Here is a 24865-nt window from a genome sequence, read left to right as displayed (position 1 = left end):
CTACGCCTTACCCGGCCTACGTTTTAGATTGAGGTACGGCGATAACTCCGGTATTCCGGCATCCAGAAGTTATCGTCGATGGCCTGTTGCAGCGCATCGGCAGAGGTTTTGATCGCCACGCCTTGCTGCTGCGCCATTTTGCCCACCGCAAAGGCGATAGCGCGGGACACCTTATGTATGTCTTTGAGCTCTGGCAGCACCAGACCTTCGCCGTCATTGACCAGCGGCGAGTGCTTCGCCAGGGTTTCACTGGCAGACATCAGCATTTCGTCGGTAATGCGCGATGCACCCGAAGCAATAACTCCCAGACCAATGCCCGGGAAGATGTAGGAGTTGTTGCACTGGGCGATTGGGTAGGTTTTATCCTTCCACACTACTGGATCAAACGGGCTGCCGGTGGCAACCAGCGCATTGCCTTCAGTCCAGGCGATGATGTCCTGCGGGGTTGCTTCCACACGTGAGGTCGGGTTAGACAGCGGCATCACGATAGGGCGTTCACAGTGTTTGTGCATCTCACGAATAATCTCTTCGGTGAAGAGACCCGTTTGCCCGGAAACCCCGATCAGAATATCCGGCTTGACGTTGCGCACCACGTCCAGCAGGGACAACACTTCGTTATCGGTATCCCAGTTTTTCAGATTATCGCGTTTTTGCACCAGCTTAGTCTGGAACGGCAGCAGGTTTGGCATCGCGTCGGTTAGCAGGCCGAAACGGTCGACCATAAAGACACGGGAGCGCGCCAGCTCTTCACTTAAGCCTTCGCGCTGGGTCTGGGCGATAATCTGTTCGGCGATACCGCAACCCGCAGAGCCTGCGCCCAGGAAGACGATTTTCTGGTAGCTCAGCTGGCTACCTGCCGCACGGCTGGCTGCGATCAGCGTGCCAACGGTCACTGCCGCAGTCCCCTGAATATCGTCGTTGAAAGAGCAGATTTCATCACGATAGCGGTTCAGCAGCGGCATAGCGTTTTTCTGCGCAAAATCTTCAAATTGCAACAGCACATCCGGCCAGCGGTGCTTCACGGCCTGGATAAAGTCATCGACAAACTGATAGTACTCGTCGTCGGTAATACGAGAATGACGCCAGCCCATGTACAGCGGATCGTTCAGTAACTGCTGGTTGTTGGTCCCTACATCCAGCACCACCGGCAGGGTATACGCCGGGCTGATACCGCCACAGGCGGTGTACAACGACAGCTTACCGATTGGAATGCCCATCCCGCCGATGCCCTGGTCGCCCAGGCCCAGAATACGCTCGCCGTCGGTCACCACGATCACTTTGATGTTGTGGTTTGGCACGTTTTGCAGGATGTCATCCATGTTGTGACGGTTCTGATAAGAGATAAACACGCCGCGGGAACGACGGTAGATCTCAGAGAAACGTTCACACGCCGCGCCCACCGTCGGGGTGTAGATCACCGGCATCATCTCTTCGAGATGGTTTTGTACCAGACGATAGAACAGGGTTTCGTTGGTATCCTGGATGTTACGCAGATAGATGTGCTTATCGATTTCGGTTTTGAAGCCCTGATACTGGATCCAGGCACGTTCAGCTTGTTCTTCGATAGTTTCAACTACTTCCGGTAACAGGCCGAGCAGGTTGAAGCTGCTGCGCTCTTCCATGCTGAAGGCGCTGCCTTTGTTAAGCAGGGGGAATTCAAGCAGAACGGGTCCGGCATAGGGGATATATAGGGAACGATGTTTTTTCAGTTTGTTGTCCATGTCACTCACTCTTTTTTGAAGATCCGTCCCTGACACTGCGGTTGTCATCTTTCTGGCCTGTGCTGCGGGTTTCGGTCGGGCAGTATTATAGAGGAGCTGAATGTTAATTACCGCAACCCAGAAACAAAAACACCATCGGCTTTGCCGATGGTGTTGTGCGTCATAAGCGGAAACTTACTTCTCAGCGTGGCGTTTTCTGCCCGTTGCATGAGCGATAACCGTTTCATGGCTATCTTCGATCACCACTTTTTTGTGGTTAGAAATCTTGTAGTTCAGTCCCAGAATATGGCGTGCCTTACGGTTCGATTTCATGCGTACTCCTCAATCCTGTTGATAGTTTTAAGGACAACTCCGCGTGTGCGGAAGAAATGTAACCCCTTAGGTTGCCAATCCAGCTTAGCAGATTTTCACATTACCACTTCATTTCGCCGGTATTCACTTTGGCGCTCAGCTCCAGGGAGCTGGCTTCCGCCAGGTTTGGCCACTGGGTTTTCATGGCATTAATCACACCTGCGGAATCTTTATGTTTCGCCAGTGCCTGCTCAAACTGCGCCAGATACTGGCGGGTAAAGGCAATGGCCTCGCTTCCGGCTGGCGGTGTGCCAAGATAATGCCCGGGGATCACGCGCTCAGGATTATGTGCGGCCATACTCTCCAGCGTCTGTTGCCACTGCTGGCGGCTCTCTTTGCTTTGGGTATCGGCGGTCCAGACGTGAATTCCCCATGAAACCCCGGTACCACCCAGGATGGTTTTTGCTGACGGGATCCACACATATGCGGCATAGCTGTCGGGTTGTTCAATATCGATTTTTTCACCATCAACCATAAAGGTTGTCGAGGCGATAACCTGCGGCACCACCAGCTTGGTTGGCGCGCCGTCTTTCATCTGCGGCCCCCAGAAGGCAAGTTTGGCATCTTTGGTGGCTTTAATGTGATCAACCACTTTTTGCGTCGCTACCACTTTGGCGTCCGGGAAGGCTTTCACCAGCGGTTGCAGGCCAAAATAGAAATCCGGGTCGCCGGAGGTGATCACAATCTTATTGAGCGTCTTGCCACTGCGCCGAATTTTGTCGACCAGCTGCTCGCCGTCTTTCACGCTGAACTGGGCATCAAACAACACCGCTTCAGTTGGCCCGGACACCAGCGTGGAAGAGACGGCAAAGATGCCTTTTTCCTGCGGGTTGTAGCTATCAATGGTTAACGGTGCGGCGAAAACAGCCGGAGTGAAGAGGGTGCACAGTACAGCAAGGCGGGTGAGCTTCATCATCATGTCTCTGTTATTCAGGAAAGTCTCTATTGTATGGATTTCTGCATTTGCCAGAATTCCTGAAACAAGACATGCTTAGTTTCATAAATCGAGCAGATGGAGCACAACATGGATCGCGTTATCGCCGCCCAGGTCTATAACCGGATATGCGAACTGGGAAGTCTGAGCGCCGCTTCGCGCTCGCTTGGGATCTCACGTCCGATGGTTAGCCGTTATCTGGAACAGATGGAAAAGTGGGCCGGAACACGGCTGGTAAACCGCTCCACGCGCAAGCTGACGCTGACGGCGGCGGGGGAAAAAGTGTTGCTGAAAACGCGCTCACTCTCGCAAATTTCCCAGGAAATAGAAGATCAGTCCGCCAAAGACTTGCCTTCGGGCACATTGCGGGTCGCCTGTGCGCACTTTACCGCAATGCATATGATTGCCCCCGTGTTGCCTGAGCTGCTGGCTCGCTACCCGCAGCTCAGGGTCGAGCTGGATGTGAATAACCACCCGGTGAGCCTGGTCGGTGAGCGTATTGATGTGGCTATACGCATAACTGATAACCCCGAACCCGGAATGATTGCCCGGCGTCTGGGGGAGTGTCGCTCGGTACTGTGCGCTTCGCCGCAATACCTGGCCGCGCGGGGCACGCCGCAGTGTCTGGAGGACCTGACGCAGCATAACTGTCTGCATTACAGCTTCTTTGCCGGGCAGTCCTGGCACTTTGTCACCACAGAGGGCGAGCAGGTGAGCGTGGCGGTTAGCGGAAATCTCAGCGCCAGTATCTCGTCGTTGTTGATGGAATCGGCGATTCAGGATTGTGGCATCGCCATGCTGCCGGAACGAGAAGCCCAGGTCGCGCTGGCTGCTGGGCGGTTAGTGCCAGTGCTTACGTCCTTCACGCCAAAGTCACTCGCTATTTACGGTATATATCAGTCACGTGAGTATCAGCCTGCGGCCTTGCGGGTGTTTCTTGATGAGCTTGCCCGCAACCTGAGCTGATTCATGAGCTACGCTCATTACGCTATGCCACTTTTATCCATAGTCAGCGCGCCGGGGGTGCAGTAGCGTTGTACGGTTCCTTCTGCGCATTGCCATGAAATGAGGTAAAGAGATGAAAGTATTGGGTTACGCAGCAAAAACACCAACCGCGCCACTGGCTCCCTTCACCTTTGACCGCCGCGAGCCACGATCTGACGACGTTGTTATCGAGATCCTGTACTGCGGCGTTTGTCATTCCGATTTGCATCAGGCGCGTAACGACTGGGGATTCAGCGAATATCCTATCGTACCTGGCCATGAAGTTATTGGTCGTGTTGTCTCTGTAGGTGACAGTGTCACTAAATTTAAGGCAGGCGATCTGGCCGGTATTGGTTGCATGGTGGATTCCTGCCGCAAATGTCATCCGTGTCAACAGGGGCTTGAGCAGTATTGCGAAGAGGGCAATGTTCAAACCTATAACGGCCACGACCGTCACGATCACCAGCCCACTTACGGCGGCTATTCTCAGACGATTATTGCCAGCGAAGCCTTTGTGCTTCACATCCCGCAAGGTATCGACCTGAAAAGCGCGGCACCGTTACTCTGTGCCGGGATCACCACCTGGTCGCCGCTGCGCCACTGGAATATTGGTGAGGGCAGTAAAGTCGCCGTTATTGGTTTGGGCGGGCTTGGGCATATGGCTATCAAGCTGGCGCATGGTCTGGGTGCAGAGGTTACGCTCTTTACCCGCTCGCCCGGGAAAGAAGCGGACGCCCGCCGACTTGGGGCTGACCATATCGTCTACTCAACAGATGCCGATCAGATGCAGTCGGTGGCGAATCAGTTCGATCTGATTATCGATACCGTACCGTATGTTCACGATATTAACCCCTATATGTCGACCTTAACGCTCGATGGCACCCTGGTGTTTGTCGGCTTCCTTGGCGATAACCCGCCGGTAAGTACTTTGCCGTTGATTCTGGGACGCAAGTCAGTGGCGGGTTCGTGCATTGGCGGCATTGCCGAAACTCAGGAGATGCTGGATTTCTGTGGTGCACACGGAATTACTGCCGATGTGGAAGTGATCAAAATGGATGAGATCAACGACGCCTTCGAAAGAATGCTGAAAAGTGATGTGAAGTACCGTTTTGTCATCGACATGAGCACCTTAGGCGCCTGATACCCTGTTCCTTCCTCACGCTACCCCGCCGGGTGCCGGGTAGCGTATGATGAAATCTCACCTGGCATGTCGATGCGGATGCGTTACGCTTACACCATGAGCGTCGCTGACAGGATCAGGCGTCAATGAACACATTCATTCCCTCTCTGGCGGTTGCCATTATCATTTTCTATGTCCAGCCTGCATTCTGTGAGCAAGGTTTTGAACGGGTGCCTTCCGGATATAAAACAGCAGAAGGCAGTACTCTTGAAATAACCAACTTGCCTAAACGGCGATCGCAAGGCTCGGCACCCATTTGTTATGCCAGCGTCGCAGCGAGTATTATTGATTATGAATATTGTAAGGCAAATAATATTACAGACTGTAGCCTGCTGAGTGATGACAAGCGCGTTTCGATGATTGATCTCTCAAGATATAATCATGACTTGCCGGAAAACGTAGATGTTTCTGACCGATTTAATTATGAGGGTCTGTCTGATAAAGGCAGCTCAGCCGTGTACGTGATCGATGTTGCCCGACGTACGCAGAAGGTTGCTAAAGAGTCGTGCGCACCCGAGTCCGCGATTAATTTTTATGAAGATGGCAGGGCGGAAAGCGTCATTAAAGGGCTGAAAATAAAAGAGATGCTCAAGCTGATGTACGAAGGCTACCAGGAAAAAACCAAACAGGATAAAACACTGGCCGAGAACTACGCGAATGCCGCAGCCAATTTTATTCTGGCGGAAATTAATTTGCTCACGCAGCAGAAAAATGTTGTGAATGCATTTAAAGAGAGCTCTTTCGAAAAATTCACTGACATGGTTTATGTTCCTGATATATGTTGGGATATCAAAAATCAGCTGGATATTAAGCGTAACTGGGAAATAGGGCAGAGTGAGAAGATGAATTACGCGAAATCAATCGATAAAATAAAAGAACTGCTGAAGAATAAAAATCTGCCTGTCCTGGGTATCTGCGCAGAAGAGCCACTCAAAAGTAAGGCAATGAAACAATGTAGCGCTGGCCATTCGGTATACGTCGCCGGTTATAGAAAAATGTGTGGTAAAGGAAATACGTGTGTAGACGTCATCAGGGTGATCAATTCCTGGGGAACCAAATGGCAGGAAGATCATGATGACGGCTGGGTGATGGCGAAACCTCTGTTGAACAGAGGTTTTTATGAGAAGGCTTCGATTGAATGGGCTTACCTGACGCCTGCGCCGCTTAAAGACCAGAATAAGCTTGCCGCGAAGTGAGAATAATCCGTGTTCGGCATTGAGAAAAATGCGTTGTCTATACTTAACCCTTTGCAGGCAAAAGGAGAGCGACGATGACGATTCATAAACACGGTTCGGCACACTGGTCTGGCGACATTAAACGCGGAACAGGGACGGTTTCTACAGAGAGTGGCGTTCTTAATCAACAACCTTACGGTTTCAACACCCGTTTCGAAGGGGCCAAAGGCACCAACCCGGAAGAGCTGATTGGTGCAGCGCACGCGGCCTGTTTTTCTATGGCGCTGTCACTGATGCTGGGCGAAGCGGGCTACACCGCAGATTCCATTGATACCACTGCAGATGTGTCACTGGATAAAACAGACACTGGTTTTGCAATAAGCAAAATTGCGCTGCAAAGTCAGGTCACGGTGCCAGGCATTGATCCGCAGCAATTCGACGGCATTATCCAGAAAGCCAAAGCGGGTTGCCCTGTGTCACAGGTGCTTAAAGCAGAGATCTCGCTGGATTATAAGCTTAACTGAGTCAGAGCCGGGGCTGCCCCGGCTATCCCTTTAACCCCGCCGGGAATACCTCACCAAGCCAGCTAATAAATACGCGTAAACGATGCGTCAGGTGTCTGTTCTGCGGATAGACCACATGAAAAGGATAGGCTGCCGGGCGCCATGCCTGGAGGATCTCAACCATCGATCCGTCTTTCAGGTGTGTTTTAACGGAATACGCAAAGGTCTGGATGATGCCCAATCCGGCGACCGATGCCGCGAGGTGGGCATTGCTTTCATTCACTCCCAGATAGTGTGGCGCGCTGATTTCCCGCGTCTCGCCGTTTGCGAGAAACCGGAACGGGAAGGGTCTGCCGGTTGCCGGTGATAAGTAACTGATCAGCCTGTGGCCATTACGCAGCTCCTCCGGATACGCAGGGATGCCGTATTTTTTCAGATAATCCGGCGTGGTACAGGTGACCATCTCAGCATCACCAATATGACGCGCGATAAGGCTGGAGTCATTGAGCGGGCCGCCACGGATCACGCAGTCCACATTACCGCTAATCAAATCAACAGGGCGATCCGCCACACCCAAATCAATGCGAATATCCGGATAGCGCTGCATAAAATCGGGCAACAGGGGAATCAGAACATCCCGGGCGGTTGAGCCTCCGACATCAATACGCAGATGTCCCTTAGGCGAGCTGCGTGTTACGCGAAACGAGGTGTCGATATCCTCGATATCAATCAGCACCCGCAGGGCTTTTTCGTAATATTCCTCGCCTTCCGGTGTGCTCACCACCCGGCGCGTAGTGCGGTGCAGCAAACGCACTTCAAGATGGGTTTCAAGCGACTTCACCAGCTTGCTCAGGGTCGCAATGGGCATGTTCAGTGAATCTGCCGCCTGAGTAAAACTCCCGGTTTCCACCACGCGGGTAAACGCGCGCATCGCCATTAGCTGATCCACTTTGCAATCCTTCTGATTATTTCTGTGTGTGAATAGTCATTTTCATTTTTGCTGGTTTTTCACTAATCACGCAAGCGTTAAAGTGATTTCAACGCAAGCGAAAGCCCCTTCAAACGTTTTTGCTGGCTCTACTCCACATAACAGAAGGTGAATCACATGAATCAGAATCTCTCAGGTAAAATTGCACTGGTCACTGGCGGTAGCACAGGTATTGGTCTTGCCACCGCGCAGGAACTGGCCGCACAGGGCGCAAAAGTCTATATCACCGGCCGCCGTCAGGCAGAGCTGGATGCAGCGACCGCCGAAATAGGCGCCGCAGCGGTGGGTATCCGTGCCGATGTTTCAAAATTGTCTGATCTCGACCAGGTGTATGCGCAGATTGCCAAAGAGGCTGGCCGCCTTGATATCCTGTTCGCCAATGCTGGTGGCGGTGACATGCTGCCGTTAGGCGCCATCACTGAAGAGCAATTCGACAGAATATTTGGTACTAACGTGCGTGGCGTGCTGTTTACCGTGCAAAAAGCACTGCCGTTGCTCTCAACCGGCTCGTCCATCATTCTTACAGGCTCTACGGTATCGATTAAAGGTACGGCAAACTTCAGCGTCTACAGCGCCAGTAAAGCGGCCGTACGTAACTTTGCCCGTTCGTGGGCGCTGGATTTGCAAGGTCGCGGGATCCGCGTCAATGTGGTAAGCCCTGGCCCAATCAAAACGCCTGGCCTTGGTGATTTAGTCCCGGAAGAACACCGTCAGGGCTTGTACGATGCGCTGGCCGCGCAGGTGCCGCTGGGTCGCTTAGGTGCGCCTGGGGAAGTGGGTAAAGCGGTGGCGTTTTTGGCCTCTGATGCTGCAAGCTTTATCAATGCCACCGAGCTGTTTGTCGACGGCGGTATGGCCCAGATTTAAGGCTGATAAAGCACCGTTAAATCGCCGCCCATGCGGCGATTTTTTTGTGAGTGGCTGGCATCGCGCAGTGAAAGAGTGACACTGTCACATTTTACTAAAGTGCAGTAAGGCGCGAGCCAGGCCGCATTGCGGTTATCATGCTGCAAAACCCAGTTTGCCAGGCGTTGCAGGGCGTCATGATTTTCCGGTAACAGGTCAACGCCGTTGGCCTGCGCAAAACTTGCGATCATGACCAGCGGTTGCAGGGCGTAATTGTGGTATGCCGCCGCCCGTTCGCGGCGTTTACGTTCGTTGGGCAAGGTGCCATCTGCTTCAATCTGCCTGGCGGCAATGCGGTACTCTTTTACCGACCAGTTAAATAAATCCTGCCTGTTTAATGCCACCGACGCGGCCATCACTGACCAGGCGGCCCAGTAGCTGTGGTTATTGGTTTTGGCCAGCGGCAGGCCGTCCCAGTCCTGCACAACTTTGTCGGCCAGCAAGGCTAACCAACGTTCAATATCTGCATTTTCTTTTAACGGCGAACCGGGCATAAATTTCAGTTCAACCCAGCCGGTGGCCAGGGTTGCCAGCGCCCATTTACGCATCGAGCGCCCGGTATGGTTGGTGTGGGCAGAGGTCAGGGCGTCGGCATTAGCCCACTGCGTAAAGCCGCTCAGGATACAGTCCCGCGTTTTCGCATCACCGGTGTATTTATAGCGCCAGATCATCTGTGAAATGCCGCGTTCAAAATCGGTTATCGGTTTGGTTTCGTCACGAAAGGCTTTTTCAGCGTCAGGATTGAGCGTTGCGCGGGCGCTGTCAGAGCCTTCGTATTTGCTGCGAAATACCAGGTCTGCGGTATAAGGCGCAGGCAGCGTGACACAGCTTCCGTGCCCGGTGTGGGGTAACGGTTTGGTAAAACCCGGCGGCGGCACAAGCTGTGCCGCACAGGCATAAACGGGTAAACAGGCCAGGAAAAGAACAATTCGCATCAGGTCACTTTACGCCAGCAGCGTACGGCGCGTCCATCGGCGGCGGGTTGCAACGACTGTGGTGCCTGGCAACCCTCAGTCGCCAGTGGGCAGCGATCGCGAAAATAACAGCCTGCGGGAAGATGCCGGTTACCTGGCAGATCCGTTTTTCGCAGTGCGAGACTGTCATCCAGCGGTTCGCCGGTTCTGGGGACGGAATCGAGCAACAGCTGGGTGTACGGGTGGCGCGGCTGGCTCAGCACCTGCCGGGCAGGGCCTAACTCGACGATTTGCCCCAGATACATCACCGCTACCCGGTCGCTCATATGCCGCACGACGGAGACGTTATGCGAAATCAACACATAGGTGAGATTGCGCTGATGTTGCAGCTTGACCAGCAGATTCAGGATCTGCGCCTGCACGGAGATATCCAGCGCGCTGGTGGGTTCATCCAGTACGATGATATCGGGATCGGATGAGAGCGCACGGGCAATGGCGATGCGCTGGCGCTGCCCGCCGGAAAACGCATGTGGCAGCCTGTCGAGGTATTCCGCGCGAATGCCTACCTGTTGGGCCAGGTTTTCCGCAAGCTGGCGGCGTTCGCGCTCGCTGCTGCGTTTTTGTACCCAAACGGGCTCGGTAATAATCCGCCAGACGGGCAGGCGCGGGTCGAGGGACGAGAGCGGATCCTGAAACACCATCTGCATCCCGCCGGCGCTGCTGGTCCGGTGACAATCGCCGGTGCTCGGTCTGAGCATCCCCATCAGCAGCTGTGCCAGGGTGCTTTTCCCGCAGCCGGACTCCCCGACAATGCCCAGCGTTTCGCCTCTGTGAATTTGCAGATCCATCCCGTTTAGGGCGTGAACCTGCTCCGTTACGCGGCCCAACCAGTTTTTACGGGCCGGGAAATTCACATGTACATGGGCCAGTTCGAGCAAAATGTCAGACATGGCGTTCCTCCAGTTGCGGATACCAGCACGCTGCCAGCTGGCCCTGCGCGCCATTTGGCGTTAAACGTGGCGTGTCGGTGCACTTTGCCCCTGCGGCAAAACAGCGTTCACGGAAAGCACAGCCCTGGGGTAAACGGGTCAGATTCGGCACCGTGCCGGGAATGGCGGGCAGCATGTCTCGCGGCTCACCGTTTTCCGGCGCACACTGCAACAGACCAATTGAATACGGGTGAACCGGGTGGTGGATAATCGTCTGGGTGGTTCCGCTCTCAATAACGCTGCCGGCGTACATCACATACAGACGATCGCAGAGCTGCGACACCACCGCCATATCATGGCTGATAAACAGCACCGACGTGCCGCTGGCGCGGGCTTTGTGTTTAAGCAACCGCAGCACCTGCAATTGCACGGTGACATCCAGCGCAGTGGTGGGTTCATCGGCAATGATCAGCTCCGGCTCGCAGGAAAAGGCAAGGGCGATCATCACCCGCTGGCGCATCCCGCCGGACAACTCAAACGGATAACGATCCATCACTTCGCCCGCATCCGGGATTTGCATCTCTTCCAGCAGCGAAATGGCTTTCTTCTGTGCGTCGCGTCGCGAAAGGGGCTGGTGCTGACGGATAACCTCCACCATCTGCTTGCCAATACGCCGTGTGGGGTTGAGTGCCGTCATCGGCTCCTGAAATATCATCGCCACTTTTGCCCCGCGCCACTGGCGAAGCTGTTTTTCTGAGGCATTCAGCACATCTTCACCCAGCAGCTTCACCTGGCCGTGGTGAACGTGATAGCTCCCCTCCGGCAACAGTCGCATGGCCAGCATCGCCGTCACCGATTTGCCGGAGCCGGACTCGCCCACCACACCGATGATTTCGCCGCGTTTGATCTCAAGCGACACATGGTTTAACGCGTGGACTTCACCGCGAAACACCGGGAAGCTGAGGTGTAAATCGTCAATGGATAAAACGGACTCGCTCATCACTGTTTCCCTCCTGATTTCGGGTCAAGCAGATCGCGGATACCGTCGCCAAACAGGTTGAAGCCCACGGCGGTGATCAGAATGGCCGCCCCGGGAAACGCGCAGTACCACCACTGGTCGAGGACATAGTTACGGCCCACAGCCACCATCGCCCCCCATTCCGCTGTGGGTTGCTGGGCGCCTAAACCAATGAACCCCAGCGTGGCGGCCATCAGGATCGCACTGCCGATATCCAGCGAGGCCTGGACAATCAGCGGCGGCAGAGCGTTACGCAGAATATGCCAGCTGATCAGATGCCAGCGCGATGCGCCAAACGTCCGCGCCGCCTGCACATAGGTAAACTGGCGCACCACCAGCGTTTGCCCGCGCGCCAGGCGCACGTAAAACGGAATGCGCACAATCGCAATCGCCAGCATGGCATTAAACAGGCTGGGGCCAAGTGCCGCCGCCAGCGCCATGGTCAGAACAAGGGAGGGGATCGACAGCATGATATCCATCACCCGCATGATGATGGCGTCTCCTCGTCCACCCAGCACCCCGGATAAACAGCCCAGCAGCGAACCAATGCCCCCGGCAATCACCACCACGGCAAGCCCGGCCGTGATTGACTGCTGGCTACCCACCAGCACGCGGCTGAACAGATCGCGACCCACTTCGTCGGTACCAAACCAGTGTTGCGCCGAGGGCGCCTGTAACCGAGCGGTGAGATCCAGGGCATTAGGATCGTGAGGCACAATCCACGGCGAGGTCAGCATTAACGCCAGCATCAGGAACATAATCATGCCGCCAATCATCGTCAGCGGGCTTTTACGCAGTAACCAGAACATTTTTGCCCAGTCGATGCGCGGTTTGTTGCTTTTAACGGGGACGGGCGTTTCCTGGGTCAACATCATTCGGCACCTCCGCGCCCGATGCGGGGATCAATCCACAGATAGAGCAGATCGACCACCAGATTCACGAAAACGTAAGCCAGCGACACCACGACGGCGAAGCCCATCACGGCGGGGAAATCGAGCGCCTGGATAGAGGTCACGACCCATGCGCCCATCCCCGGCCAGGCAAAGACGGTTTCGGTTAACACTGCGCCGTAGAGCAGGTCGCCTAGGGCCAGACCAAGCACGGTGATGGACGGGATCATCGCGTTGGGTAAGGCGTAACGTAAAACGATGTACCAGCCAGGCAATCCGCTGGCGCGGGCGGTACGAATGTAATCCTCGCTCAGCTGTTCCAGCATCGCGGAGCGTACCTGGCGCGCCACTATGCCCAGATGCACGAATGCCAGGGTCAGCGAGGGCAAAATCAGGTGTTGCAGGGCGTTAAAAAAGACCTCGCCGTTGCCCTCGAGCAGTGCGTCCAGCAGATAAAACCCGGTGACGTGTGCGGGCGGGTCGAGCCAGTCGTCCAGCCTGCCGCCACCGGGCAGAATTTGCAGATGCCCGTAGAACAGCACGATGACCCCAAGCCCGAGCCAGAATGCCGGGGTGGAGATCCCGGTCATCGCCATCAGCCGCACCAGATGGTCGAGCCACCGGTTACGGTAAACCGCCGATAAGATCCCAAGCGGTACACCGATAACCAGCGCCAGCAGCAAGGAACAAAACGCCAGTTCAAGGGTGGCCGGGAAGAAGGCTTTTAAATCTTCCGCCACCGGACGACCAGTGCGGATAGAAGTGCCTAAATCACCGTGTACAAGGGCATCCACATAGCGACCGAACTGGATATAGAGCGGTTGATCCAGCCCCAACTGCTGGCGAATGCCCTGCACAATGTCGTCGCTGGCGCGATCACCGGCCAGCAGACGAGCCGGATCGCCGGGGATCAGGTGCGAAATGATAAAAGTGATGATACAAACACCCGCCACTACCAGGAGTAATCCCCAGCAGCGCTGGCGCACAATGCTCCAGAACGTCATACGCGTCTCCCCGGCCCGGACCGTTACTTGCTCATGGTGTCGATGTTGAACACCTGCTCAAGCATCGGGTTAAAGGTGAAGCCTTTCACCTCTTTGTTCATCGCCAGCTGGTAGTTCTTCTGGAACAGATACACATAGGCGGCCTCGTCGATCACAATCTTCTGCGCCTGTTGATAATCTTTGGTACGTTCCGCCTGGTCAGTGGTTTTCAGCGCCGCCTGCAACAAGGTATCGACCTCTTTGTTCTCATAGAACGAGCGGTTGCCTGGCAGCCCTTTTTTGTCCGACTCAAACCAGTAGTTCATGAACATGTACGGGTCGGCGAAGTCCGGGCTCCAGTTACCGATAGCGATGTCGTAATCGCCTTTTCCGACGCGGTCACGCATGGTGGCGTTAGCCAGCTTCTCCAGTTTGACGTTGATCCCGAGCTTGCCGAGGCTGGCCTGAGTTGACAGCGCGATAGGCTCCCAGTTCGGATCGTTATCGGAATAGAGGAAGGTCAGGCTGGCCGGTTTGTCTTTAACCTTTTCCAGGGCGTCTTTGGCTTTGGCCTCATCAAAGCTGTACTGCATGGCGGTTGCGTCAAAGCCCCACATGCCGTCCGGGATTGGGCCGCGCATCTGCTTACCATTCCCGCTGAGAATACCTTTCACCATGCCCTGATAATCGGTCGCCCAGGAGACCGCGCGGCGCAAGTCCACCTGGTTCAGCGGCGCTTTGCTGTTATTGAGATACAGATAGGTCACGCGCAAAGAGGGGTATTCCGCGACTGCCACTTTGCCTTCCTGCTTCAGGGCGGAAAGCTGATCTACCGGCAGGGAATCGGCGATATCCAGATCCCCGCGAGAGAGTTGCAGGCGACGCGATGCGCTCTCACCGATAATCTTCACCGAGACACGCTTAAAGTGCGGCTTATTTCCCGGCCAGTGCGGGTTCGGCACCAGCACCAGCTGTTGGCCTTTCTGCCAGCTTTTCAGCATAAACGGCCCGGAGCCTGCGGTGTTTTGCGCCAGAAAGCCGCGCGCATCATCCGCGGCGTTAGCTTTGAGTACGGCAGGGTTAATGATCGAGGCCCCGTCGTTCGCCAGGGTATACAGGAATGGCGCAAACGGCTGGCTTAAGGTGAATTTCACGGTGTGCTCATCCACCACATCCACTTTTAAATCTTTCGGGAAGGCTTCAGACGGCCCCTGGCTTAGCTTCAGCAGACGCTCAAAGGAGAGTTTGACCGCTTCGGCGGTGACCGGCGTTCCGTCGGAAAATTTTGCGTTGTCCGTCAGGGTAAACGTCCACTCTTTCTGGTCGTCGGAGGCTTTCCAGCCGGTCGACAGGTCGCCTTCAACCTCGGTGGTGCCGGGTTTGTATTTCACCAGACGCTGATAGGACGGATAAGTTACGGTCCAGTCGTTGTTATCAATGGTCACCGCAGGATCAAGCGTTTGTGGGTCGGCAGCTTTACCGATCACCAGCATATCTTTTGGCACCGCAGCAAGCACGGCGGGGGCGCTCATGGCCAGCGTCGCGGCGATCAAAGTGGTCAGAATCGTTGTTTTCATAGCAAAGCTCCAGATTTAAAGGGATGTGTGCGTCAACGGAAAACAGTCAAAACGATCGTCAAGAAGGGGGTAGCTGGCGGCGTTCGGTAGTTCAAAGTGCCACCATTCGCTGCTGATCCCCACAAAGCCGCCGCCAAACATAATGGCGTTAAGCAGCAGGCGGTTACGCTGTGCCTGCGGCGGCACAGAGGGGTGATAGGGGTGCGAGCGGTCATGCATTTCGTCAAACCCGGCACCCATATCCAGTATGTTGTCGTGTTCGTCCATCAGGGTGACGTCGATGGCGGTGCCGCGGCTGTGGTTAGAGCCAATGGCCACGTCAACCACGTATTCCGGGTTCGGGCAGGCGTCCCAGAGTTGCGCCTGCGCCTGCTGTGGCCGGTAGGCGTCGTATACCACCAGTTTCAGCCCGGCCAGCGTGGCGATACTGATGGCCTTCGCCAGCGCGGTGGTGGCATCGGGATGCAGCAGGCACAAGGCTTCCCGGTAGATAGGGTGGCCGGTAATGTTGTCGGCTGTCGCGTATTTAAGATCGATATGCAGCGTGGGAAAGGTTTTCGCCACATCTACCAGTTGACACTCTTCGGGCATAGCTCCGCTCCTTTAGCGTTCGAATTGACCAAACTCTTGTTGTAATTGTCGGTTGACTGCCAGACGTGCCGGGAGCACATCACCCAGCGCTTCCACCACGCCCGACAGCAGCAGGTTGAACAGACAGCTCACCGGTGCCAGCGAATCCCAGAAATGACCGGTATCGGTTTTCACCTGGAGCAGGTCGACAGGGTAATCCCGCGCCCACGGGCACCAGATGTCGGTGATAAGCGCCATGGGAATATTCTTTTCACTCGCCACGCGGCAGTACTGACGGGCGATGGCAGAGTAGGCGCGGGTATCGGTCAGCACGATATAGGGGTGCGTAAACCCGGAGTTCAGCGACTCAACCCAGCTGCCGGACAACCCTTCCGAATAGCTGACGCGCGGGCGCAGATATTCCAGATGGCTGAAGAAGGCGTTGGCTATCCCGCGTGTCGACTGGATCCCCAGCACGAATACCGCATCGGCATGGGTTAAGCGGTGAACGACCTGTTTAAAGGTGTCACTTTGCGCCAGCTGATAAACCTGGGTAATGGCGTCTACTTCAAGCGATAACGAATGCTGAACCCGATCAGAGAGCGGGCGCTGCTGTTGCCAGGAGTCGAGGCGCTCGTTCATTCCCCAGGGCTGATAAGGATCGCGCAGACTTTTTTTGGCGTCTTCCAGATTGCGATAGCCTAGCTTACGCAGGAAGCGGCCCACGGTGATCCCGCTGGTTCCGGTCGCCAGGGCAACGCTTTCCGCTGTTTCAAACGGAATTTGCGCACCATGCGCCAGCATCCAGCTCGCCACGCGTTTTTCACTGGGCGTGAGCTGGCTGAAGGTCGCTTCAATGCGGCTCATCATCTCGGGTTTTATCGTCATGCCGCCTCGCTGTTAACAGGCTGTCAAACGCCGGGTTGTTGTTACCTGATTAACAATGCACGGCGCGTGCCATGTTCACATGGCGTGGTTTTTCGCCTGTGCTGCAAAGTTAATGCAATATTTGTTTAACCAATGATCAACATTTGTGCAGCGTAGTTCACTTTTGGTGCAGTGAGCGGATGGCCGGGTATGATTTTGGTGAATACGTCAGTGCCTTCACATTTTTGTTAAGATAAAAGGTATCGTGAACAGGAAAGGGATATCGGCATGGCTAACCTGCCGTGGCGCATCAGTATGCGTCTGATGGTACTTGCAAAGAGAATTGCGCTGGTGATAGGCGTGGTGCTGATTGTGCTGCTCGCGATCCGCATTTATGCCTCGCAAAAAGGGCCGGCACTGCATGTATGGCATACCTGGACCGCAGATGAGATGTCGGTCGCAGAGATTGACCGCGCCAGCTTTACGCAATACCTCACCCGGGAAAACGCCATTTTTAGTGACCTGCGCAGTCAGGTGACGGATAAAATCGAGGCGAGCGAGCGTACACCGCTTAACCGTTTTTACCGTCAAAGCCTGGTGTGGCCCGGTCAGTTTTCGCCTGACGCTAACCGTTCTTTTGTTCTGATGCCCGCCGGGAAGCCGCGCGGGGCCGTGGTGCTGCTGCATGGGCTGACGGATTCACCCTATAGCGTCCGGCGTCTTGCGGTTGATTATCAACAGCGGGGATTTGTGGCGGTTGCCCCACGTCTGCCAGGGCACGGAACGGCACCTGGCGCTCTCACGGATGTCGACTGGGAAACCTGGCTTGCGGTGACGCGGCTTGCGGTAAGAGAAGCGACACGTCTGGCGGGGGATAATATGCCGCTGCATCTGGTGGGCTATTCCAACGGCGGGGCGCTGGCCATGAAATATGCGCTCGATAGCCTGGATTCCCCCAAGCTTCGCAAACCGCAGCAGCTGGTATTACTTTCCCCGATGATCGGCGTCACGGCGTTTGCGCGTTTTGCCGGGTTTGCTGGTTTACCTGCGATGCTGCCGGCATTTGCGAAAGCGGCCTGGCTGAATATCGCCCCGGAGTATAACCCCTATAAATACAATTCATTCCCGGTTAATGCCGCCCGTCAGTCCTGGTTACTGACCCAGGCGCTGCAACAACAGCTCAGCCGCGACGCAAAAGAGAACAGGCTGGCCGCGTTACCGCCTGTGATAGCATTTCAGTCTGTGATGGATTCAACGGTCAGTACCCGGGCAGTGGTCACCGAACTGTTCGACCAGCTCCCTGCAAACGGCAGCGAGCTGGTGATGTTTGATATCAATCAGGCCGCCATTTTCCGCCCGCTGTTCAGGGCATCGTCATGGACGGCTTTCTCTGAGCTATTGCCCGCTGCCGTAAGGCGTTACAGTGTCACAGTTATTACCAACGCCAGCGCCCACACGTTCGACACCATCGCCAGAACCACGCCAGCCGGGAGCCTGGAGGCGCAGGTTGTCCCCTTAAACACGCCGTACCCGCAGGATGTGTATTCGCTGTCGCATATCGCGGTGCCATTCCCGCCCGACGACTCGTTGTACGGCAGCCGTCCGAAGGTGAGAAACCAGTATGGCGTCAGTCTGGGAACCGTTTCGCTGTGGGGTGAGACATCGGTACTGAGCGTTGGCAAGGACACCCTTATGCGTGTCACATCGAATCCTTTTTATGGCTATATGCAGCAGCGGATCGACAGGCATATCGGAGGGGAAGATACAAAGTAACCTGGCCATCACTGATGACGACATAAGCAAACTTTTAATCAATTTCACTTATGTTTAACCCGGAAAATCTTAAAACAATTTATAGCAGCAATATAATTAGTCGGCATTGAGAAAGTATGCTAAACAAGAGGTTACAGGCGTAAAAATTACATCGGGAACAGTTTCTGTGCTTACTACACTCATTTATCGAAGCCAGTTAAATTCATCCTGTAAATCTATTCAGCTTAGCGCTCTGGTCAAGAAAGCCAGACATCGCAATGCGTTGCTGAACATCACCGGGATTTTGCTGTTCAACGGACATGACATTCTGCAAATTCTGGAAGGCGCTGAAGAGAACGTCGTTAAGCTGTTTCATCGGATCCGTGACGATAAACGACACAACGATGTGGTTGAGCTGATGCGGGACTACGGCCCGCGCAGACGCTTCGAAAATGTCGGTATGTTGCTTTTTGACCTGCGTATTGAATCCCCCAGTGCAGTGCTGGAATCGGTCCTGCATTACAGCAAACTGGAAAGTTATCTGGCATCTGATGATCGGGTGTTTAAATTTATCCAGTCGTTTATCACCCGGAAAAGAACCTCGCATTCAGGCACTGCGTTAAGTGCCGATAAATGGACACTGGCAAAAGAAAACACCCGTTTTAGCGAGAGTGTAGGCGTGCCGATAGCGAATCAGTTTTGCCAGTTTGCCTTGCAACCCATTGTCGAACCCGGCGAAGGTAAAATCTCCTCACTTGAAGCCCTGATCCGCAGCAATGACGGTGGTAGCCCCGAGCATTTCTTCAGGGCGCTCGATCAGGATAAAGTCTATGAAGTGGACCTTCAGACCAAGGCGTATGCGTTTGCGCTGGCCGAAAAAATTGGCATTGGCGGCCATAAAATCGCGGTTAACCTTCTGCCCATGTCGCTGGTGAATGTCCCGGGGGCGGTGGAGTTTTTGGTGGATCAAATCAAGCTTCACGGGCTCCAGCCCGAGCAGGTGGTTATAGAGGTGACGGAAAACGAGATGATCTCCGGCTTTAACCAGTTTAACAGCGCCATTAAACAGCTGCGTGCCGAAGGTATTGGCCTGGCGATTGATGATTTTGGCTCCGGCTATGCCGGGCTTTCTCTGTTGACCCGGTTCCAGCCGGACAAGATCAAGATCGACCGGGAGATCGTCAGCAATATTCATTTAAGCGGGCCGAAACAGGCGATTGTGAAATCAATTGTCAGCTGCTGTACCGACATGGAAATTTCGCTGGTGGCGGAAGGGATCGAGAAGATAGAAGAGTGGTGCTGGCTTGAGTCTGCCGGTATCCGTCGTTTCCAGGGATTCTTGTTTGCGCGGCCACAGCTTAATGGTGTCGGTGATATCCACTGGCCGCAGGTTGCCTGTTAATTCATTAGCCAACAAACAGATTAATTTTGGACACTAAAATAAATATTTTCACCACCCATTATTATCAATAACTCATTGATATTAAACAGAGTGATAGTGTGGTGACTTTACTTAATAATGTAATAATTTTAATTAAATAATGTTATGGAAAAGCCGATAACCATAGGTAATCTCTATCCCTAAGGTATCTGTCCATGTCGTTGAAAAAATCGTCCCTCATTATCCTGTTCTCCTTGCTGTTTTTCTTTGTCGCCAGCACGTTTACCAGCGTCCGGCTCATCATTAAAAGTAATAACTCGCTGGATGATGTGAACAAAGAAATCCAGGTCGTGTTATCCATTATCGACCCCATTAACCATAGCCGTACGTTGCGCGTAAGGGTTATGGAGTACGTGAAAATGGTGGAAGCAGGGGATTCAGCCGATCAGGCTGAGAAACTGTCGTCTGTTAAAGCGGCGCTGGAAAAAGCCGATAGCGCCTTTGCCGCCTTTATGGCCGCACCGCGTCTGCAGGACGAAGCCCCGCTGGTCAGCGCGTATCAGGATGCCTGGCAAAACTATCGTAATCAGGGGCTGGAGCCGCTGATTAACGCCGCACAAGCGCATGATGTGCCGAAATTCAATGCACTTATCACTGCGGTTTCTCAGCTCGACCGTAAATACGAAATCGTGCTCGATCAGGTGCTGTCGGTTCACCAGAAATACGCCAAAAACCTGAACGAAGATGCGCGCAGCAATTTTGTTTCGGGTCTGTGGCTTATCGCCACGTTTGCCATTCTGTTTGTGGCGGTGATTATTGCCGTCAGCCTGCTGATGAAACGCGTTATTTTTGCCCCAGTAAACCTGGCCCGCGAGCATTGTAGCCAGATTGCCGCCGGAGAGCTGACTCAGCCTGTACCGGTGAAAGCCAACTCCAGCAATGAGATCGACAACCTGATGGGCTCGATGGAGCAGATGCGTCTCGCGCTGCTTGATACCATCTCTCAGGTTCGCGATGCCAGCCATACGGTAACCCATGCCGCACAGGAAATTGCCTCCGGGAATATCGACCTGGCCTCACGTACCGAACAGCAAGCTTCCGCCCTGACCCAGACCGCCGCCAGCATGGAAGAGCTGAGCGCGACCGTGGCCAATAACACTGAAAACGTCAATCAGGCAGGCAAGCTGGTGCAGGACGCGGTGAAAAACGCCCATACCGGTGAAGCCGTCACGCGTGAAGTTATCGAAACGATGAACACCATCGCGTCCAACTCAAAACGTATTGAAGATATTACCAGCGTCATTAACAGCATCGCGTTCCAGACCAACATCCTGGCGCTGAATGCGGCGGTTGAAGCGGCGCGCGCCGGAACGCAGGGGCGTGGATTTGCGGTTGTCGCCAGTGAAGTCCGTACGCTTGCCCAGAAGAGTGCGGTTGCCGCGAAGGATATCGAAAGCCTGATCGCCCAGTCGGTCGCCAGCGTTAAGAATGGTGCAGAGCTGGTGAACCGCTCAGGGGAGGTGATCGACTCGATCATCACGTCGGTGAATAAAGTGAATACGCTGATGGAGCAGATCTCCGTGGCTTCTGAAGAGCAGAGCCGGGGAATTGGCCAGGTGGGCCAGGCCGTAACCGAGATGGATGGCGTCACGCAGCAAAACGCCGCGCTGGTACAGGAATCTGCCGCCGCGGCGGCATCTCTGGAAGAGCAGGCGCAACATCTGTCACACAGCATTTCAAGCTTTAGCCTGCCTGCGCGGGCGTAACTCTCCTGTCAGGGGGAGTAATCCCCCTGAAAACACCCTCTGATATTTTTCATTTTTTTAGCAATATTCTTCTCGCTGATTCGTCTACCTCATCACAAGCCATAATCAGTTACTGTAATGAGGTAAAAAAATGAGAGATTTTGATATGCACGCAAGAGGCCACGGGCGCGGTTTTGGTCGTCATCGTATGGGTAAAGCCCTGGTGATTGGCGCGGTGTTGTTTGTGGTGCTTGGCCTGCTGGTGATGTCCCTGTGGAACGCGCTTCTGCCAGCCATTCTGGGTGTTAAAGCCATTGGATTCTGGCAGGCGCTGGGATTATTGGTTCTGTGCCGTATTCTGTTTGGTGGCCTTGGTTTCCGTCCGGGCATGTTTGGCGCGCATCGCCGGATGCATGAGCGCTGGATGAAAATGACGCCTGAGCAGCGGGAAGCCTTCATCCAGCAACGTCGCGACGGTTTTGGCCGCCACGGTCACTGCGGCTGGCGCGGACATCGTGAAGACAAACGGGATGACAGCGCGGCAAAAGCGCCGGAAGCCGAGTGAGTGAGATGAAAACCGGGATGGCTGGCGAATCATTGCTGGTGTCGGCGCTCAGTGCCTGTCGTGCCCGGTTGAAAGCCTTTATTCGCGGGCGAAGTACCGTACGCGATGATGCCGACGATATTGTGCAGGAAGTGACTTACCAACTGATGAACGTTGAGCAGCCGGTCGAGAACGTCGCCGCATGGCTGTTTCGTGCGGCGCGCAATGAAATGACCGACAGGGCACGCAAGAAACGGGAATTACCGCTTTCCGGTTATTTCACGGCCGATGACGACGGGGATTTTGCCGAAGATGAGATTGCAGAAACGCTCTTTGGCGTGCCGAATACGCCGGAAGAGGAGTATCTGAAAACGCTGCTGTGGGAAGAGCTCGGGCAGGCATTGTCTGAACTGCCGCCGCTTCAGCGAGAGGTATTCGAAAAAACGGAGCTTCAGGGCTATAGCATGAAAGCGCTGGCGGAGGAGTCTGGTGTCAGCGTACAGACGCTTTTATCCCGCAAACATAAAGCCGTGCAGTATCTGCGCACCCGGCTGCGGGATATATATGATGCCCTGACCGGGGTGTGAGGGCGTCTGAGAAAATGGATCATTATTTCGTTGTTTACGGCGTTAAGGTTTCGTTAATTAACAGGCGTAATACTGGCAAGGTTAATCCCTGACAGAATGGCTGAATGATGAACGAAAAAATACGCAATGCTCTTCCGCACCAGGACACACCTTTTTTTCGGGTGCTGCATATTATTGTGGCCGTATTGGTTTTGTTGCAGATAGTGAATTCAAACCTTACCGAAAGCGAGGCACTGAATAATTTCTCACTGACCGGCATCGTCACATGGTTCCATGTTATATCCGGTCTGGCGCTGATTGTTCTTGGCATCATTATGCTTGGCTGGATGCTGAAGCAGCGAGGATTTCGTTACTACTTCGCCTGGCTGGCCCTTGATTTTAAAGGGGTAATTGAAGACGTTAAGCTGCTTTTTTCATTCCGTCTTCCAGAAGCTCATGCCGGTGGGATCGCGGCCATAATTCAGGGGCTTGGCGTGCTGGCACTGCTGGGTGTTGCCCTGTGTGGTGGACTCTGGTTTGTACTTAATACCCTTTACGGGCCGTCATCAGCGCTGGCAGAAAACGTGCTGCATTTTCATTAATTCCTGACGGTTTTTATTGAGACTTATTTCTGGGCGCACGGTGCGATGGGGCTGATTCATATATTCCTTACCGTCCGCAGCCAAAGGAAAAATTCTGTTACCGGGTAAAGCGGCTAAGTTGATTATACTTATTCAATCATTTTCAATTATCCGCACCTGGGTACAGGAAACCAGAATTATGCATCCTGAACGACACAGTATTGAAAGCGTTGGATGGCTAAGGGCTGCGGTTCTGGGGGCCAACGACGGCATTGTGTCGACGGCAAGCCTGGTTCTGGGCGTCGCGTCGGCAAATACGGCCCCCTCCGGGGTTTTACTGGCCGGTGTAGCTGGCCTGGTGGCTGGCGCGATGTCGATGGCCACCGGGGAATATGTGTCAGTTTCATCGCAGTCAGATACGGAGGACGCAGCACTCGCGCAGGAAAGAAGGGAACTGGAAACTGATTATCACGGAGAAGTGCGGGAGCTGACGGCACTGTATATACAACGTGGTCTGGAGCCAGGGCTCGCCCACCAGGTTGCGGAGCAACTCATGGTGAAAGATGCGCTGGATGCCCATGCCCGGGAAGAGCTCGGGCTGACCGGGACAAATGCCGCCCAGCCGCTTCAGGCCGCGCTCTTTTCAGCACTGAGTTTTTCCGCCGGTGCGGTGCTGCCGTTACTCGTGGCATGGATTGCTCCGGCAAAGCTGGTTTATTTGTCTGTTATTCTTTCCACCCTTTTTTCGCTGGCAGCACTTGGCTATATTTCTTCAGTTGTCAGTAAAGCTTCTCCCGTCAAACCCATCATCCGTATTACCTTCTGGAGCGCTATGGCAATGGCGGCATCGACAGGTATTGGTCATCTCGCCGGGCAGGCGCTGCTATAAAATTCCTTTCAATTTCAACCTCACACTTCCATTACGGCGGGTTGATTCTGTCGCACTTTTGCGGAACAGTACGCGCTGGATAATCCAAAGCTAAAGGGGTCTACGGCGGCCCCCGATAATGCCGGAGATGAGAATGAAGAAATTACTGTTACTTTCAGTGCTGGCGGTTTCCGGGCTGGCACACGCAACTGATGCCGTTCCTGACGTGGTGAAGAACTTCAGCGAGCAGCAAGGTATTAAAATTATTAAGAAAATTGATGCACCTGGCGGGGCGCCGGGCTGGGTAGGTCAATATCAGGACATGGGCGTTACGCTTTTTTTAACGCCGGACGGCAAGCATGTGATCTCTGGTTATCTTTATGATGATAAAGGGAAAAACCTGAGCGAAGAATACTTCCAGAAGGAAATCTACATTCCGCTGGGCAAAGAGATGTGGAAAACGCTCAATGCGGCACATCCGCTGAAAGAGGGCGCAGATACTGCCCCGCGTAAGGTATTCGTCTTTGCCGATCCGTTCTGCCCGTATTGCAAGGCGTTCTGGTCTGAGGCTCAGCCCTGGGTGAAAGCCGGCAAGGTCCAGCTGAATACGCTGCTGGTTGCGTTTCTCAATCCGAACAGCGGGCGTAATGCCTCCGCCATTCTGAATGCGGAAGATCCTGTCAGCGCCTGGCGGGACTATGAGCTTTCCGGCGGTAAAACGCTGCCGAAAACACAAGGCGATACCTCACACGCGGCCTTTAATATCCTGCAACAGCATCAGAAGCTTATGGACTCGCTGGGGGCCAATGCCACACCAGCCATTTATTATCTGAATGCTAAAAATGAGCTTCAGCAGGTGGTCGGGATGCCAGACGAAAAACAGCTTCTGGAGATGTTTGGGCCGAAACCCCAGTAACCCAGCAGCCGGTCTTGTCTTT

At 54.3% G+C, this 24865-nt stretch carries 24 protein-coding genes and 1 pseudogene; 13 read left to right on the top strand and 12 right to left on the bottom strand.

Translation table 11 applies throughout. The annotated features are described in order from the left end of the window. Window positions 1–23 precede the first annotated feature (23 nt). The 3 genes from N1249_RS11390 to N1249_RS11380 all read right to left on the bottom strand — a co-directional run bounded on the left by N1249_RS11390 (window position 24) and on the right by N1249_RS11380 (window position 2985). Window positions 24–1721 carry an NAD-dependent malic enzyme gene (locus N1249_RS11390; RefSeq protein WP_259829332.1) on the bottom strand — a complete coding sequence of 566 codons (1698 nt, stop codon included), beginning with the start codon at window positions 1719–1721 and terminating at the stop codon, window positions 24–26. A 174-nt stretch (window positions 1722–1895) separates the two neighbouring features. After that, window positions 1896–2033, bottom strand: coding sequence for a stationary-phase-induced ribosome-associated protein (gene sra / locus N1249_RS11385; RefSeq protein ID WP_217186721.1), 138 nt, complete (start codon window positions 2031–2033; stop codon window positions 1896–1898). 100 nt (window positions 2034–2133) lie between these two features. Further along, window positions 2134–2985 carry a Vmh family MBL fold metallo-hydrolase gene (locus N1249_RS11380; protein ID WP_259838099.1) on the bottom strand — a complete coding sequence of 284 codons (852 nt, stop codon included), beginning with the start codon at window positions 2983–2985 and terminating at the stop codon, window positions 2134–2136. A gap of 111 nt (window positions 2986–3096) precedes the next feature. Between N1249_RS11380 and N1249_RS11375 the strand changes: the two genes are divergently transcribed. The 4 genes from N1249_RS11375 (at window position 3097) to N1249_RS11360 (ending at window position 6869) form a co-directional block, all read left to right on the top strand. Continuing rightward, window positions 3097–3972 (top strand): LysR family transcriptional regulator, encoded by an 876-nt coding sequence (locus N1249_RS11375; protein WP_259829329.1) that lies wholly within the window; start codon window positions 3097–3099, stop codon window positions 3970–3972. 112 nt (window positions 3973–4084) lie between these two features. Next, on the top strand, window positions 4085–5131 hold the full coding sequence (locus tag N1249_RS11370) for an NAD(P)-dependent alcohol dehydrogenase (RefSeq protein WP_259829327.1): 1047 nt from the start codon (window positions 4085–4087) through the stop codon (window positions 5129–5131). 125 nt (window positions 5132–5256) lie between these two features. Next, window positions 5257–6366: a hypothetical protein gene (locus tag N1249_RS11365; RefSeq protein ID WP_259829325.1), complete on the top strand. Its 1110-nt coding sequence runs from the start codon at window positions 5257–5259 to the stop codon at window positions 6364–6366. A 74-nt stretch (window positions 6367–6440) separates the two neighbouring features. Further along, window positions 6441–6869: an OsmC family protein gene (locus N1249_RS11360; RefSeq protein ID WP_259829324.1), complete on the top strand. Its 429-nt coding sequence runs from the start codon at window positions 6441–6443 to the stop codon at window positions 6867–6869. Window positions 6870–6891: 22 nt separating this feature from the next. On the opposite strand, the gene N1249_RS11355 is transcribed toward N1249_RS11360, so the two are convergent. Then, the gene (locus N1249_RS11355; RefSeq protein ID WP_259829322.1) at window positions 6892–7797 is read right to left on the bottom strand and encodes a LysR family transcriptional regulator; all 906 of its coding nucleotides are present in this window, start codon (window positions 7795–7797) and stop codon (window positions 6892–6894) included. Window positions 7798–7953: 156 nt separating this feature from the next. Here N1249_RS11355 and N1249_RS11350 point away from each other — a divergent pair, with 156 nt between their 5' ends. Then, window positions 7954–8703: an SDR family NAD(P)-dependent oxidoreductase gene (locus N1249_RS11350; RefSeq protein WP_166715337.1), complete on the top strand. Its 750-nt coding sequence runs from the start codon at window positions 7954–7956 to the stop codon at window positions 8701–8703. Here N1249_RS11350 and N1249_RS11345 read toward each other — a convergent pair. Genes N1249_RS11345 through N1249_RS11310 form a run of 8 tightly spaced genes read right to left on the bottom strand, consistent with a single transcriptional unit; the run spans window position 8700 to window position 16511 of the window. Beyond that, window positions 8700–9677, bottom strand: a complete 978-nt coding sequence (locus N1249_RS11345) for a mannuronate-specific alginate lyase (RefSeq protein ID WP_259829320.1) — start codon at window positions 9675–9677, stop codon at window positions 8700–8702. The two genes, N1249_RS11350 and N1249_RS11345, sit on opposite strands and share 4 nt — an antisense overlap. Then, window positions 9677–10606: an ABC transporter ATP-binding protein gene (locus N1249_RS11340; RefSeq protein ID WP_259829319.1), complete on the bottom strand. Its 930-nt coding sequence runs from the start codon at window positions 10604–10606 to the stop codon at window positions 9677–9679. The genes N1249_RS11345 and N1249_RS11340 overlap by 1 nt, the downstream gene beginning before the upstream one ends. Continuing rightward, window positions 10599–11585 carry an ABC transporter ATP-binding protein gene (locus N1249_RS11335; protein ID WP_259829318.1) on the bottom strand — a complete coding sequence of 329 codons (987 nt, stop codon included), beginning with the start codon at window positions 11583–11585 and terminating at the stop codon, window positions 10599–10601. Before N1249_RS11335 ends, N1249_RS11340 begins: the two co-directional genes overlap by 8 nt. Beyond that, window positions 11585–12478 (bottom strand): D,D-dipeptide ABC transporter permease, encoded by an 894-nt coding sequence (gene ddpC, locus N1249_RS11330; protein WP_259829317.1) that lies wholly within the window; start codon window positions 12476–12478, stop codon window positions 11585–11587. Before ddpC ends, N1249_RS11335 begins: the two co-directional genes overlap by 1 nt. Continuing rightward, window positions 12475–13497, bottom strand: a complete 1023-nt coding sequence (locus N1249_RS11325; RefSeq protein WP_259829315.1) for an ABC transporter permease — start codon at window positions 13495–13497, stop codon at window positions 12475–12477. The genes ddpC and N1249_RS11325 overlap by 4 nt, the downstream gene beginning before the upstream one ends. 23 nt (window positions 13498–13520) lie before the next feature. Beyond that, window positions 13521–15053, bottom strand: coding sequence for an ABC transporter substrate-binding protein (locus N1249_RS11320; protein ID WP_257273152.1), 1533 nt, complete (start codon window positions 15051–15053; stop codon window positions 13521–13523). 15 nt (window positions 15054–15068) lie between these two features. Then, window positions 15069–15644 (bottom strand): D-alanyl-D-alanine dipeptidase, encoded by a 576-nt coding sequence (gene ddpX, locus N1249_RS11315; RefSeq protein ID WP_166715330.1) that lies wholly within the window; start codon window positions 15642–15644, stop codon window positions 15069–15071. A 12-nt stretch (window positions 15645–15656) separates the two neighbouring features. Continuing rightward, window positions 15657–16511 (bottom strand): MurR/RpiR family transcriptional regulator, encoded by an 855-nt coding sequence (locus N1249_RS11310; RefSeq protein ID WP_259837929.1) that lies wholly within the window; start codon window positions 16509–16511, stop codon window positions 15657–15659. A 267-nt stretch (window positions 16512–16778) separates the two neighbouring features. Here N1249_RS11310 and N1249_RS11305 point away from each other — a divergent pair, with 267 nt between their 5' ends. The 8 genes and pseudogenes from N1249_RS11305 (at window position 16779) to dsbG (ending at window position 24843) form a co-directional block, all read left to right on the top strand. Next, the gene (locus N1249_RS11305; RefSeq protein WP_259837928.1) at window positions 16779–18263 is read left to right on the top strand and encodes a carboxylesterase; all 1485 of its coding nucleotides are present in this window, start codon (window positions 16779–16781) and stop codon (window positions 18261–18263) included. A gap of 166 nt (window positions 18264–18429) precedes the next feature. Then, entirely contained in the window at window positions 18430–19644 is a 1215-nt protein-coding gene (locus N1249_RS11300) for a diguanylate phosphodiesterase (RefSeq protein ID WP_259837920.1), read from the top strand. Window positions 19645–19838: 194 nt separating this feature from the next. Further along, window positions 19839–21389, top strand: coding sequence for a methyl-accepting chemotaxis protein (locus N1249_RS11295; RefSeq protein ID WP_259837918.1), 1551 nt, complete (start codon window positions 19839–19841; stop codon window positions 21387–21389). Between the two features lie 130 nt (window positions 21390–21519). After that, on the top strand, window positions 21520–21933 hold the full coding sequence (locus N1249_RS11290) for a hypothetical protein (protein WP_217186735.1): 414 nt from the start codon (window positions 21520–21522) through the stop codon (window positions 21931–21933). Between the two features lie 5 nt (window positions 21934–21938). Then, the gene (locus N1249_RS11285; RefSeq protein WP_259838097.1) at window positions 21939–22499 is read left to right on the top strand and encodes an RNA polymerase sigma factor; all 561 of its coding nucleotides are present in this window, start codon (window positions 21939–21941) and stop codon (window positions 22497–22499) included. A 107-nt stretch (window positions 22500–22606) separates the two neighbouring features. Next, window positions 22607–23188: pseudogene (locus tag N1249_RS11280) on the top strand (cytochrome b/b6 domain-containing protein). A 70-nt stretch (window positions 23189–23258) separates the two neighbouring features. Continuing rightward, entirely contained in the window at window positions 23259–23948 is a 690-nt protein-coding gene (locus N1249_RS11275; protein WP_259837900.1) for a VIT family protein, read from the top strand. Window positions 23949–24081: 133 nt separating this feature from the next. Then, window positions 24082–24843: a thiol:disulfide interchange protein DsbG gene (gene dsbG / locus N1249_RS11270; RefSeq protein ID WP_259837898.1), complete on the top strand. Its 762-nt coding sequence runs from the start codon at window positions 24082–24084 to the stop codon at window positions 24841–24843. The last annotated feature ends 22 nt before the right edge of the window (window positions 24844–24865 follow it).

The sequence above is a fragment of the Enterobacter sp. CP102 genome (assembly GCF_025152625.1).
Classification (GTDB): domain Bacteria; phylum Pseudomonadota; class Gammaproteobacteria; order Enterobacterales; family Enterobacteriaceae; genus Enterobacter; species Enterobacter soli.
The sequence above is the reverse complement of the archived record's forward strand: the minus strand, read 5'-3'. Positions and strand labels throughout refer to the sequence as shown.